Source organism: Chryseobacterium sp. LAM-KRS1 (genome assembly GCF_013184525.1).
GTDB classification, from domain to species: Bacteria; Bacteroidota; Bacteroidia; order Flavobacteriales; family Weeksellaceae; genus Chryseobacterium; species Chryseobacterium proteolyticum.
The window spans coordinates 13332-25337 of the sequence record NZ_JAAOIZ010000002.1; the positions used below are offsets into that span (position 1 = coordinate 13332).

The window sequence follows — 12006 nt, forward strand, 5'->3', positions numbered from 1 at the left end:
TTTAGTTGATCAATTTTCTTGCTTTTTCCAAATCCTCAGGTGTATCAATTCCAACTCCAATAAAGTTGGTCTCTATTAATTTAATTTTCATCCCATATTCCAGGTAACGGATACATTCTATTTTTTCCGAAATTTCTAAAGGTTTCATTTCCAGTTTAGAAAACTGCAGCAGTGCATGCTTTCTGAATGCATATACTCCAATGTGCTTGAAATAATCTACAGCATACGAGATCTCCCTGTGGTAAGGAATAACTGAGCGGCTAAAGTATAATGCAAAACCATTATTATCGGTAATAACTTTCACATTATTTGGATTTTCAATTTCCTCCTTTTCAGTCAGCTTTATCTTCAGGGAAGCTAATGAAATTTCCTGATTATGATCTTCTTTAAAAACTTCAATCAGCTGTTTTAGAGGTTCTTTCTTTAAAAAAGGCTCATCACCCTGCACATTGATTACAATATCACAATCTATATGCTGAACTGCCTCCGCAATACGGTCACTTCCTGTTTCATGCTGCCCGGTCATTACGGCCTTTCCTCCATTATTAATAATCTCATTATAAATAATCTCAGAATCACACGCTACAAAAACTTCATCAAATAAACCCGTTTCCAGAACATTCTGATAGGTGGTCGTAATTACTGTTTTACCACCTAAAATCTGCATTAATTTTCCGGGAAACCGGCTTGCTTCGTAACGGGCGGGAATAACTGCTATGATCTTCATTGAACGATTCTTATTATTTTAATTTTTTTTAAATATAAGCAAAATATGGACTTCTTCTTAAAAAGAAACGTTTACTCCCACCATATTATAGCCTAGATTCGTAGAAGCAATAAAATTCAATTTATATTTTACTTTTCCTGTACTTGCTCCTGAAACTGTATATCTGTTTTTCGAAATGGTTTTCCCTATAAAATATCCCATGAGCAAGGCTAAAGGATAATCCGATGCCCAGTGAACCTGGCTTTGCATCATCTGAAAAGCCATCGCTCCTGCCAATGTATATCCTACTGGTTTAATCCATACTGCGTCAGGGTAATTATCTGCAATCACCGTGATAGCCGACATAAATGTTGTTAAATGTCCCGATGGCATTGCGTCATAACTTGATGTGTTTTTAGCAAAAGCTGCAAAGCTTGGAAAAGGAGTCCAGTGTCCTCCGGGATTACCTTTTTCTATTGCTATAAAAGGACTTTCCCTACCTGTAATCCTCTTTATTGTTTGTGAAAAAACACCGGAAAGCAATAAACTTTCCATTAAACCACTGGCGGTTGCCTGAGCCCTGTAGTCATCTTTAATCCAACCATACGTCGCAAAACCTATCCCTAACAATACAACTGTAGAGCCATTACCAATGAGATATAAACCTGAGCCGATATCCTTCGGTATTTTTATAACTCCTCCGATTTTACTGTAATTATTATCGGCACTCATCCCCCATTTTTCCCCCAGCTCTCTTGAATTATCAATCAATTTCTGATCGAATGAAATAAGCACCAAAGTACTTGCTATTGCACCTCCTAAGTAATAAGCATGATCCTTTGCAACAAAGTCCTTATTAGTATCTATAAAATCTTTCGGAGCCCTAGTAATAAATTCGAAAAGCTTAGGCTTATGATAGGTTCGCACAGAACCGTCTTTGAGAATATAGCTCTGTGATTTTAATGATTTTTCGATGGTGCTGTCTTTTTTCTGCGACCATACCATTACTGATATGGGTAATAGCAGCCATTTAATTTTTTTCACTTTGTGTTTTTTTTGATACCCGCAATCAGCTAACCGTTCATGAGACTTTCAACAGAAACAAAAGTTCATTACAACACCTGATTGCGGGTATTTATTTTATTTTAAATTGCTTAATGCCTGCTCTAATTTTGGCATCATTACTTCAATTTCGTTTACTGCTAGTCCTCCTACAGAAGCACGGAACCAAGGTTCAGATTTTTCTTCTCCGAAGGCAGAGAAAGGAACTAAAGCTACACCCGCTTCATTGATTAGATAAAAGACAAGATCAGATGAATTTTCTATAGTGCTTCCATCCGGTTTCGTTTTTCCGATATAATCCAACTTGATCGTAAGGTAAAGGGCTCCCATAGGCTCAATGCTTTCTACGGCTAATCCTTTGCCTTTTAAATCCTGGATTCCTTTATGAAGAACCTTAAGGCTTTCTTCCAGTTTTCCTTTAAATTCATCAACAAAAGTATTTACATCTTCAGAGTTCTGATAATATTTAGCTGTTGCCTCCTGCTCCGGCTTAGGTGCCCAAGCTCCTACGTGTGTAAGCAAAGCTTTCATTTTATCGATAATATGAGATGGCCCGAACCCCCATCCTACACGCACTCCTGTTGCAGCAAGACATTTTGAGATCCCATCAATATAAATCGTATAGTCTTTCATTTCAGGGAATAGAGAAACGGGATCATAATGTTTAGCATCAAAAGTAAGATTCGAGTAGATTTGGTCATACATCAGATATAAAGGCTTTTCATCAGCGCCTCTTTTTTTATTTTCTTCGATGATGAGTTCGCAGATTTCAGAAAGCTGGTCTTTTGTAAACATCGTTCCTGTTGGGTTCAATGGCGAACAAAGCGCTAATAAAACAGCACCACTTAAGTGAGGTTTAAGATCAGCAGCAGTAGGTAAAAAGTTATTTTCAGGAGTTGTCTTCACCTCAATAGCATCTGCAGAAGTAAGATAAGCATAGTGGTTATTATTCCAAGAAGGAATAGGATAAATAACTTTATCACCTTCATCCACAATCGTCTTATACACTGCATAAATCAAAGGTCTAGATCCTGCAGTAATTAAAATATCATTGGCCGAATACTCCAGATTCCATCTTGATTTAAGATCTTTTGAAACTTCATTTCTTAAAGATAAAAGTCCGTTTGCAGGCGGATAATTCGTCAGATTATTCTGATAAGCTTTCTGAATCTCCTCCTTTAACTTTGCAGGTATCGGATAGATATTAGAATTCAGGTCACCAATAGTAAGATTGGCTATCTCCGCTCCTTTTGCCTTTAAATCATTTACTTCATTACCAATTTTTACAATTTCAGAACCAATCAGGTTCGCCGCTAATTTTGAAACTTTCACTTTATTTAAATATTTATTGTTTTTGACTAATGTTATATGTTATTAAGTATAAGTTATAAATTTTGTTTTTAATTAGAGAGCTCTTTCCTAATACTCTCATTTATAAATGTATAAACCAATTTATAACTTTCATTTTCAGTCTAGTTTAAGATCTGCTTTTACCTGATCAATTTTCTCATCCAAAGATTTTAATTTATCTCTGAAATCAGCTTCGGAAGTAATCATATCTTTTACCGAAATATAAAACTTGATCTTTGGTTCTGTTCCGGAAGGTCTTACACAAACTTTAGTTCCATCCTGAGTATAGTAAATCAATACATTGGATTTTGGAATTTCATTCATAACCTGTTTTTCATTTTTAGAAACAATAAAATGCGTTTGTTCCTTAAAATCTTTAATATCTTCAACCAAAGACCCCGCGATTTCTTTTGGAGGGTTTTCTCGGAAATTTTTCATCATGTTCTGAATTTCTTCAGCTCCGTCCTTACCTTTTCTGACAAGATTCACCAATCCCTCATAGTACATTCCTGTCTCCTGATATATCTCAATCATATATTGATACATCGTTCTGCCATTGGCTTTGCACCATGCTGCAATTTCGCACGCCAAAAGAATACTTCCACAAGAATCTTTATCACGAACAAAATCCCCGGTCATAAAACCAAAGCTTTCTTCTCCTCCGCAAACAAACTTTTCTTTTCCCTCAGCTTCACGGATCATTTTTCCGATCCATTTAAACCCGGTAAGACCTGCCTTACAGGCAACCCCAAATTTTTGGGCAATATCAAAGAAAATATCTGACGTAACGATCGTAGAACCAATAAACTCTTTTCCAGTAATCTTATCCAGTTTTCTCCATTCATTTAGAATATAATACGTAAGAATAGTATTGGTTTGATTACCATTCAGCAGTTGCATTTCTCCATCAAGGTTTCTCACTGCAATTCCCAATCTGTCACCATCCGGATCTGTTCCGATCACAATATCAGCATTGGTGATTTTTGCAAGATCCATTGCCATTTCCAATGCAGCAGGCTCTTCAGGATTCGGGGAAGCTACAGTAGTAAAGTTTCCGCTAGGAATCATCTGCTCTTTTACAAGATCCACTTTTTTAAATCCTGCTTTTTCCAAAGCCTTCGGAACCGTTGTATAAGTTGTTCCGTGAATGGATGTAAAGACAATATTCAGGTTCTCTTTTCCAACATTCTGATACGTGGAATTCTCAATACAGGCATCAATATAAACATCATCCTGCTCTGCCCCGATCCATTCAATAAGATCATCGTTCCCGTCAAATTTAATTTCATCAAATTTCACAGAATACACCTCATTGATAATTGCTTCATCATGAGGCGGAACAATTTGAGCTCCATCATTCCAGTATACTTTATATCCATTATATTCCGGTGGATTATGAGAAGCCGTAAGTACAATACCTCCGTTACATTTTTTATCACGAACGGTAAAAGACAATTCCGGCGTAGGTCTGTGATCTTTAAAAAGCAATACCTTAATTCCATTAGCCGTTAAAACATCAGCCACCAGTTTTCCAAATTCTTTGGAATTATGACGAACGTCATAAGCGATAGCTACTTTAATTTCCTCATTGGGAAATTGCTTTAACATATAGTTCGCAAGTCCTTGTGTAGCTTGACCTAAAGTATACTTATTTAAACGATTCGTTCCAACCCCCATAATTCCTCTCATACCTCCGGTCCCAAATTCCAGTTCCCTGTAAAAAGAATCTTCCAGATCAGGAGAATTACTATCAATTAATAATTGCACAGCATCTCTCGTTTCCTGATCAAACGTTTCACTTAACCAAAGTTTCGCTTTTTCTAATGTTGTCATATTTGTATCTTATTTAAGCTGGAAGTCTGATGTCGGAGGCCTTTCAGCTGTCTCCATATCAACTTTTGCAGCGTATATTTATTATTCTTTTTATTGCATTTCCGTATATATTTCTTTACAACTTTATTCGGAAATATATTTTCTATTCTTTTTTATAAACAATTACATCCTCTACTAACTTTCAGCTTCTATAGCTTCTTATTTTCAACCTTTGTTGTTTTATCAATTTTGAAAGCGCGGATAGGATCATTATAATATAAAAACTTTGCTGTATTCTGAATATGTCCTTTAAGAGAATCTTTTACATTAACTTCAGCATAATTCCCGTTTTTAGAATCAATATTCAGGTTGGTGATTTTCCAATACGGAGCAATCAGGCTAGCCGTATCAGAAATCTTTATTACTGCATTTTTAGTTTCTCCTAAAAAATTGGCCCTACTCCTGTTCACCATCTCTATTTCCGCTCTTCTTGTGTTCACTGAACCCATAAATGTAGCGTTATTCTTTAAATTAAGCTTAAAATTATCTGTTTTTATTTCACTCGAAATATTCATTTCTACAGAATCTGAAATGGAAACTTTTTCAAGATTATATTTTGAATAAATGGTCACATTATAAAAATCAACTCCCTTTGTTCCTCTTTTTTCTTTAATTGAAAGAGTTTTGTCTTTCACATCTACATCTAAGTTATTGGCAACATTTGGATAAGTCTCTATTTCAACAAAATTTTTAGGACCTCTCGCATAAAATACCCTAAATTTCCCGTTAAGGTCCAGGTTGACAAATTCCGAAACATCCACATCTTTTCTCTCAATATTTCCTTTGGGGGAAACTTTTCCACAAGAAATTACGGCTACAAGCACAAATATGTACAATATATTTTTCATATTTACTTAAAATATTTTATATAAAACAGCAATTATTGCAAGACTTTCTATTCCCATTACCACATAAAGAATTGATACTCTCACCATTAAACCTGGTTTTGAGTATGATTTTTTAAAAGCATTCCAATAAGTGATTGCAGGAAAGAGAATAAAAAGAACGAATAAAATTTTATCAGCAATATCAGTAATTTTTGATAAAGGCTTCCATAAACCCATAAAACTTACGATATCATCTAGCAAAAATATAACTAAAATTCCTAAAAGACTTACTGTTCCAAGGATAAAATGCTCACCAAGATTCAATTTTACCTTTTTAAAAATAAAAAAAGCGTTAACTGCAAGCATTGGGATAATAACAAAGAGTATTGTTTTAGAGTATCTCGCAAAAAAAATCCTTACTTCAGAAGATTCTGGAATTGCTTCTTTCGTTGCAAATTTTTCGTAAAAATGTAAGGTCAGGACATTAAAGCTAAAAAGAATCAGCAACAACGAAATAAAGTTGTAATATCTGATTCTTTTTCCTGATATATAATCCATTGCTGTTTTCCCGGGCCAAAACAAAATACTCTTTATTGTTTTGAAAAAACGGGTTTCTACATGCCAGATGGATCCTAAGATGTCATTTTTAATAAGTGAGATATGAGTTATTCTTGTTGTGTCGGTCTTCTGTCCGCAATGAGCACAAAACTCACCGGAGATTGTATAACCGCAGTTCAAACAACTCTTCTTATTCATGGAAAAATATCACATTATATTAAGTATTTTCAAGTGATCCAGCATAAACAATTAAGCCAACAAAAGATACTGTTATGATAGCTGCAATGATCAAAGGCTTCCAAATCTCTTTTTTAGGATAATGTTCTTCATCCGGAAAATAGTTGGGAACGAAATAATATGAGAGCAAACCTCCTCCAGCGGCACCAAAGACATAAGCAAGTGAGCTTTTCGGTTCTTCCGGAATATTTACTATAACTATAGTTACTATTGTTATTAAAATGGAAAGACCCAATACAATATAAGCCTCTCTTTTCTTCTTAATATCAATTAAATTCTGATATAATAAAATACCCCCAAAAAGAGTTGACATCAAAACAGAAAAACCGAAAATGGCCTTTTTAGAATATATTTTTGGCAGATTATTTTCCATACTATATCACTTCATCAATATTGTAGTTCTTATGTTCTCTATTAGTCCTGATGATCATTTCTCCTAAGAAGCCGGCAATAAAAAGCAATGTTCCCATAATCATCATGGTTAAAGCAATAAAGAACCATGGATTATTGGTAATCAGGTGGCCGTAAATTCCCCTGGAGACATCAATTAATTTCGAAACACCCAGCCAAAATGCCGAAAGGAATCCAAAAATAAACATAGTGGTTCCCACCGCTCCAAAAAAATGCATAGGTCTTCCTCCGAAACGGCTTACAAACCAAAGTGTTACTAAATCCAGAAATCCCCGGATAAACCTTTCGGTACCAAATTTGGAAGTCCCGTAAGGCCGGGCCTGATGACGGACTTCTTTTTCCGTAATCCTTTTGAATCCTGCATTCGCAGCCAGAACCGGAATGTATCGATGCATATCTCCATATACATCAATAGATTTAACGACCTGTTTTTTATATGCCTTCAAACCACAATTGAAATCGTGCAGCTCCACTCCTGAAACTTTTCTAGCAGCAGCATTGAAAAGTTTAGACGGAACATTTTTGGTCATTACATTGTCAAACCGTTTCTTTTTCCACCCTGAAACAATGTCGTAATTATCTTCAACGACCATTTTATAAAGATCAGGAATCTCTTCAGGAAAATCCTGTAAATCAGCATCCATTGTAATGATCACATCTCCGTGTGCTCGTTCAAACGCTGCATGCAATGCCTGAGATTTCCCATAATTTCTGGAAAATTTAATTCCATGAATCTGTGGATGCTGTACCTTGAGATTTTCGATAATGCTCCAGGACAAATCCGTACTTCCATCATCTACAAACCAGATTTCATAGGATAAATTGTTCGTTGCACAAACCAGATCAATCCTTGAAAACAGCTCTTCAAGAGAGTCTTCTTCATTAAGTAGCGGAATAATTATAGATAAGTTCATTTAATTTTTATAAAGATTTATTGATGAATCGTTTTTGTTCTGAAAAACGCTCCGAAAAACAGGGACAAAACTACGTAAAATATAAGAATTGCTGCAAAATATCCTGAAAAATGACTTGCAGTAAGCATATCTTTTCCTTTTACAGCTTGTGGAGAAAAGCTTTGACTTCTCTCTTTGTATTTTTGATCTAATTCATCAATGTCTTTCTGATGTTTCAAAATCTTTCTTGCAGACTGATATTCAGAATCTAATTCAGATTTTTGTCTTTCAACATACTGGTAATTTAACAGTTTTTTAGCATCTGTATCAACAAAATTCAGGAACAGGTAAATGCTAAATATGGAAAGAATTCCACCAATAAACATAGGTACAAAAGATCTCTTGAATGCTTCTCTGAAACCCATTTTATGGGTATTCCAACGTGATTTAACAGACCAGAATGCTCCTCCTGCATAAATAACAGGCAATACGAAAGCATTGATTTTGAGGGATGTATCAAAATAATGAATTCCTGAGAAGAAGTAGTATGCTACAAAAAAAACAATCATTGTAGCGATAAATAGTATAATTCCTATAGTGGATGGACTTTTCGTCATATTCTTATTTTTAGAAAAATTTTAGAAAAATTATTACCCTAAATTTCAGCAATTTAGCACCAGTAAAGCTTTTTTTCGTTCATTTTTCTGTAATATTATTTTCAAATTTATAATTAATTCCTATCTTTGCACCGGCAAGTCCTACACAACCAGCTCCTGAGAATCCTCCAGGGTGGGAACACAGCAAAGGTAATCGGTCGTAGCGGTGTGATGTAGGTAGCTTGCCATTTTTTATTTCCCTTAGTTTAAAATTCAAACTCCTCTCCCAATTTCGGTAAAACAAGCTCTACATTTTTATCACTAAAATGTTTTAAGGCACTTTCATGATTTATTTCAATAGCCGGGAAAGTATCAAAATGACATCCTATTACTTTTGGTGTTTTTAGCAATTCAGATGCTGCAAAGGCCGCTTTTCTTGGGCACATTGTATAATGGCTTCCAATTGGTAAAATGGACAAATCAATGTTTCCGTAAAGCCTTGGAAATAATTCCATATCTGCCATTACCCCTGTATCCCCTGCCAGATAAATATTCTTACCTTCAGGTAATCTGAAAATATATCCCACAGGAACACCTCCATAGCTTCCATCAGGGAAAGAACTAGTATGGTGAGCCGGAACCATGGAAATTTTAAGATCGTCGATTTTTGCCGATCCTCCTAAGTTCACATCATCTTTGTTTTTTGCAGTCTTGAAGTATCCACACACTTCAGGCACCCCGATAACGGTAGCTTCTGGATGATATTCCAAAACTTCCGCCACATCTGCTATATGATCACCATGAGCGTGGGTCAGCAGGATATAATCGATTTTCTGAGCAGAAATATCAAATCCGGACTCTGCTTTTTTATAATTATAAAAAGGATCACTTAAAATAGTCTTATCCTTGTATGTGAACAAAAAACAATTTTGTCCTAAGAATTGTATTTTCATTTTGATTTTATTTTAATTATGTTAAATATAATTGTCAAGTATTTCTAAATAATGTTTCAAAGATTTGTTGATATTGAATAAACAAAGAATACATTATTTATTTTTGGGGAAATTTATCTTCAATCAGCCTGAGGTTAATGCCATGTTCCAGATATGCTTTACAACCGTCTAAAACTGTCGTAAAACCACCCGTATTATCATTAATTGTCTTTAAAAGATCTTCACCTGTCTGGGTAAATCCATAGCTTTTAATCACAACCAAAGTCCCTTTCTCCATTTCTTTGAATTCATAATCCACATTAGATGAGGGATCACCCCATTCTGTTTTGATAAGATGATTGGGAATGATTTTATGAACAGTGACATTATTTTTCACTCCATACATTTCCCATTCCCAGGTAATTGTTTTGCCTTCTTCAAGTCTTCCGCTCGATTTCGTAAACCAAAATTGAGTGGTTAGTTCAGGATTGATAAATGCTTCAAACACCTCATGAACAGGTTTTCTGATGAGCATTTGAGCTTCAACGAATGCAGGAGAATTACTCATACTGATTAATTTGTTTAGTTAAAAAAATTAAGTCCGATTGCTGTCAGTACAGCCATAGTAAACGTCAGGATACCCACTTGTTTCAAATACTGATCAAGTTCTTTAGGCTCCTTTACAGACATTATTTTCCTTCTCAGTTTAGCAAACGGGATTAACAGGATCATTACAATGAATACATAGTAATTTTGCGACTGTATGAAACCGTTTATCCCTAAAAAGATAAGGATTAAAATCAGAGGAAGCTGCAAAAGGATCATCTCATAAATCATTGCATTCCTGAAACCTAATCTTAAAGCAAAGCTGTTCTTCCCAGATAATCGATCCGTTTCAATATCCCTCATATTATTAAGATTTAAAACAGCCATACTCATCATTCCGACTGCCGTTCCCGGCAATAAGATATCCCAGCTGAATGTTTTTGTGAACAGAAAATAACTTCCGCAAACAGAAACCAAACCAAAAAAGATAAATACAAAAACGTCTCCCAATCCCATATACCCGTAAGGTTTCTTACCTACAGTATAGCCGATTGCCGCTAAAATACTTGCAACTCCCAGACCTATAAAAATGTAAAACTCATTCATATAATCGGGAATGAATGCAACGTACAGCAAAACAACAGTTGCTATAAAGGACAAGGCTGAAAATAAGATCACTGCATTCTTCATTTGCTTTGCTGTAATCTTTCCTGAAGCTACTGCTCGACTTTCGGCCTCACTGATTCTTTTTGCATCTGTCCCTTTTACGCCGTCACCATAATCATTGGCATAGTTTGATAAAATCTGATAAAAAAGGGTTACCAGCAGGGCTAAAGCAAAAATCCTCCAATCCCAGGTCCCTCCTTCACCGTATAATTTCCATTTTGCAATGAAACTACCCATAATAATCCCGCTCAAAGAAAGCGGTAAAGTTCTTAGCCTTGCGGCTTTTATCCAGTCTTTCATAGTTATAATTGATAAGCGATAATTGATAAATGATACCGTGATCATTTATCAACTATCATTTATATTTTTATGATATCCATTGATTTTCCCCGAAGTCAGGTTTTCTTTTTTCCAGGAATGCATTTCTGCCTTCCTGAGCTTCTTCAGTCATATAAGCCAAACGGGTAGCTTCTCCTGCAAAAACCTGTTGTCCTACCATTCCATCGTCAGTTAAGTTCATTGCGAATTTCAGCATTCTGATGGAAGTCGGAGATTTGGCTAAAATTTCCTGTGCCCATTCATACGCTGTATCTTCTAATTCTTCATGTGGAATAACGGCATTCACCATTCCCATCTCCAAAGCTTCCTGGGCAGAATAGTTTCTTCCTAAAAAGAAAATTTCACGGGCCTTTTTCTGGCCTACCATTTTTGCAAGATATGCAGAACCATAACCACCATCGAAGCTTGTAACGTCAGCATCCGTTTGTTTGAAAATAGCATGTTCCTTACTTGCTAGCGTAAGATCACAAACCACATGAAGCGAATGTCCTCCACCTACTGCCCAACCCGGAACAACGGCAATTACTACTTTAGGCATAAAACGGATTAAACGCTGAACTTCTAAGATATTCAAGCGATGTCTTCCATCTTCACCTACATACCCTTGATGCCCTCTTGCTTTTTGGTCTCCTCCACTACAGAAAGCCCATCCTCCGTCTTTAGGACTTGGTCCTTCTCCTGAAAGTAAAACAACACCTATTGAAGAGTCTTCATAAGCGTCATAAAAAGCATCATATAATTCTGAAGTTGTCTTAGGTCTGAAAGCATTACGAACCTCCGGTCTGTTGAAAGCAATTCGAGCTACACCATTGCATTTTTTATAAGTAATATCTTCGTATTCTTTAGCGGTTTTCCACTCAATCATCTTGTAAAAATTTTTCTCAAAGATACGGAATTGCAAAGAATTTTAACGTTCCAAAAACAAGGATTATCATGTAAAAAAACATAGAAACTGAGGAAGCTCATTTTCGGATTAAAAAACAAAAACCGAAACAATTTTGTTTCGGTTTT

13 protein-coding genes and 1 other RNA gene are annotated in these 12006 nt (G+C 35.5%); 1 reads left to right on the top strand and 13 read right to left on the bottom strand.

Annotated elements, in window-relative coordinates:
• Position 1: 1 nt before the first annotated feature.
• From kdsB to G9C87_RS03980, 9 genes are all read right to left on the bottom strand, one after another.
• The gene (kdsB, locus tag G9C87_RS03940) at positions 2-727 is read right to left on the bottom strand and encodes a 3-deoxy-manno-octulosonate cytidylyltransferase (protein ID WP_172278378.1); all 726 of its coding nucleotides are present in this window, start codon (positions 725-727) and stop codon (positions 2-4) included.
• A 57-nt stretch (positions 728-784) separates the two neighbouring features.
• Positions 785-1750, bottom strand: a complete 966-nt coding sequence (locus G9C87_RS03945) for a phosphatase PAP2 family protein (protein ID WP_317168527.1) — start codon at positions 1748-1750, stop codon at positions 785-787.
• Between the two features lie 96 nt (positions 1751-1846).
• The gene (locus tag G9C87_RS03950) at positions 1847-3100 is read right to left on the bottom strand and encodes a pyridoxal phosphate-dependent aminotransferase (protein WP_172278380.1); all 1254 of its coding nucleotides are present in this window, start codon (positions 3098-3100) and stop codon (positions 1847-1849) included.
• A 135-nt stretch (positions 3101-3235) separates the two neighbouring features.
• Positions 3236-4951 carry a phospho-sugar mutase gene (locus tag G9C87_RS03955; protein WP_172278382.1) on the bottom strand — a complete coding sequence of 572 codons (1716 nt, stop codon included), beginning with the start codon at positions 4949-4951 and terminating at the stop codon, positions 3236-3238.
• 188 nt (positions 4952-5139) lie between these two features.
• Positions 5140-5838 carry a GIN domain-containing protein gene (locus tag G9C87_RS03960; RefSeq protein WP_172278384.1) on the bottom strand — a complete coding sequence of 233 codons (699 nt, stop codon included), beginning with the start codon at positions 5836-5838 and terminating at the stop codon, positions 5140-5142.
• 6 nt (positions 5839-5844) lie between these two features.
• On the bottom strand, positions 5845-6573 hold the full coding sequence (locus tag G9C87_RS03965) for a DUF3667 domain-containing protein (RefSeq protein WP_172278386.1): 729 nt from the start codon (positions 6571-6573) through the stop codon (positions 5845-5847).
• A 19-nt stretch (positions 6574-6592) separates the two neighbouring features.
• Positions 6593-6985, bottom strand: a complete 393-nt coding sequence (locus tag G9C87_RS03970) for a hypothetical protein (protein WP_172278388.1) — start codon at positions 6983-6985, stop codon at positions 6593-6595.
• A gap of 1 nt (position 6986) precedes the next feature.
• On the bottom strand, positions 6987-7937 hold the full coding sequence (locus G9C87_RS03975) for a glycosyltransferase family 2 protein (RefSeq protein ID WP_172278390.1): 951 nt from the start codon (positions 7935-7937) through the stop codon (positions 6987-6989).
• Positions 7938-7954: 17 nt separating this feature from the next.
• The gene (locus G9C87_RS03980; protein ID WP_172278392.1) at positions 7955-8533 is read right to left on the bottom strand and encodes a DUF4199 domain-containing protein; all 579 of its coding nucleotides are present in this window, start codon (positions 8531-8533) and stop codon (positions 7955-7957) included.
• 132 nt (positions 8534-8665) lie between these two features.
• On the opposite strand from G9C87_RS03980, the gene ffs reads away from it, so the two are divergent.
• An RNA gene (gene ffs, locus G9C87_RS03985) (signal recognition particle sRNA small type) lies at positions 8666-8763 on the top strand.
• Between the two features lie 15 nt (positions 8764-8778).
• Here ffs and G9C87_RS03990 read toward each other — a convergent pair.
• From G9C87_RS03990 to G9C87_RS04005, 4 genes are all read right to left on the bottom strand, one after another.
• The gene (locus G9C87_RS03990) at positions 8779-9465 is read right to left on the bottom strand and encodes a metal-dependent hydrolase (RefSeq protein ID WP_172278394.1); all 687 of its coding nucleotides are present in this window, start codon (positions 9463-9465) and stop codon (positions 8779-8781) included.
• 97 nt (positions 9466-9562) lie between these two features.
• On the bottom strand, positions 9563-10012 hold the full coding sequence (locus G9C87_RS03995; protein ID WP_172278396.1) for an SRPBCC family protein: 450 nt from the start codon (positions 10010-10012) through the stop codon (positions 9563-9565).
• 14 nt (positions 10013-10026) lie between these two features.
• Entirely contained in the window at positions 10027-10956 is a 930-nt protein-coding gene (menA, locus tag G9C87_RS04000; RefSeq protein WP_172278398.1) for a 1,4-dihydroxy-2-naphthoate octaprenyltransferase, read from the bottom strand.
• Between the two features lie 67 nt (positions 10957-11023).
• A complete protein-coding gene (locus tag G9C87_RS04005; RefSeq protein ID WP_172278400.1) occupies positions 11024-11860 on the bottom strand; it encodes a 1,4-dihydroxy-2-naphthoyl-CoA synthase in 837 nt (278 codons plus the stop codon).
• Positions 11861-12006 lie beyond the last annotated feature (146 nt).

Excerpts from the sequence above, each read along its gene's own strand:
- G9C87_RS03995 (WP_172278396.1), bottom strand. The coding sequence starts at position 10,012 with ATGAGTAATTCTCCTGCATTCGTTGAAGCTCAAATGCTCATCAGAAAA.
- menA (WP_172278398.1), bottom strand. The coding sequence starts at position 10,956 with ATGAAAGACTGGATAAAAGCCGCAAGGCTAAGAACTTTACCGCTTTCT.
- G9C87_RS03960 (WP_172278384.1), bottom strand. The coding sequence starts at position 5,838 with ATGAAAAATATATTGTACATATTTGTGCTTGTAGCCGTAATTTCTTGT.
- G9C87_RS03970 (WP_172278388.1), bottom strand. The coding sequence starts at position 6,985 with ATGGAAAATAATCTGCCAAAAATATATTCTAAAAAGGCCATTTTCGGT.
- G9C87_RS03955 (WP_172278382.1), bottom strand. The coding sequence starts at position 4,951 with ATGACAACATTAGAAAAAGCGAAACTTTGGTTAAGTGAAACGTTTGAT.
- G9C87_RS04005 (WP_172278400.1), bottom strand. The coding sequence starts at position 11,860 with ATGATTGAGTGGAAAACCGCTAAAGAATACGAAGATATTACTTATAAA.
- G9C87_RS03975 (WP_172278390.1), bottom strand. The coding sequence starts at position 7,937 with ATGAACTTATCTATAATTATTCCGCTACTTAATGAAGAAGACTCTCTT.
- G9C87_RS03990 (WP_172278394.1), bottom strand. The coding sequence starts at position 9,465 with ATGAAAATACAATTCTTAGGACAAAATTGTTTTTTGTTCACATACAAG.
- G9C87_RS03965 (WP_172278386.1), bottom strand. The coding sequence starts at position 6,573 with ATGAATAAGAAGAGTTGTTTGAACTGCGGTTATACAATCTCCGGTGAG.
- kdsB (WP_172278378.1), bottom strand. The coding sequence starts at position 727 with ATGAAGATCATAGCAGTTATTCCCGCCCGTTACGAAGCAAGCCGGTTT.
- G9C87_RS03980 (WP_172278392.1), bottom strand. The coding sequence starts at position 8,533 with ATGACGAAAAGTCCATCCACTATAGGAATTATACTATTTATCGCTACA.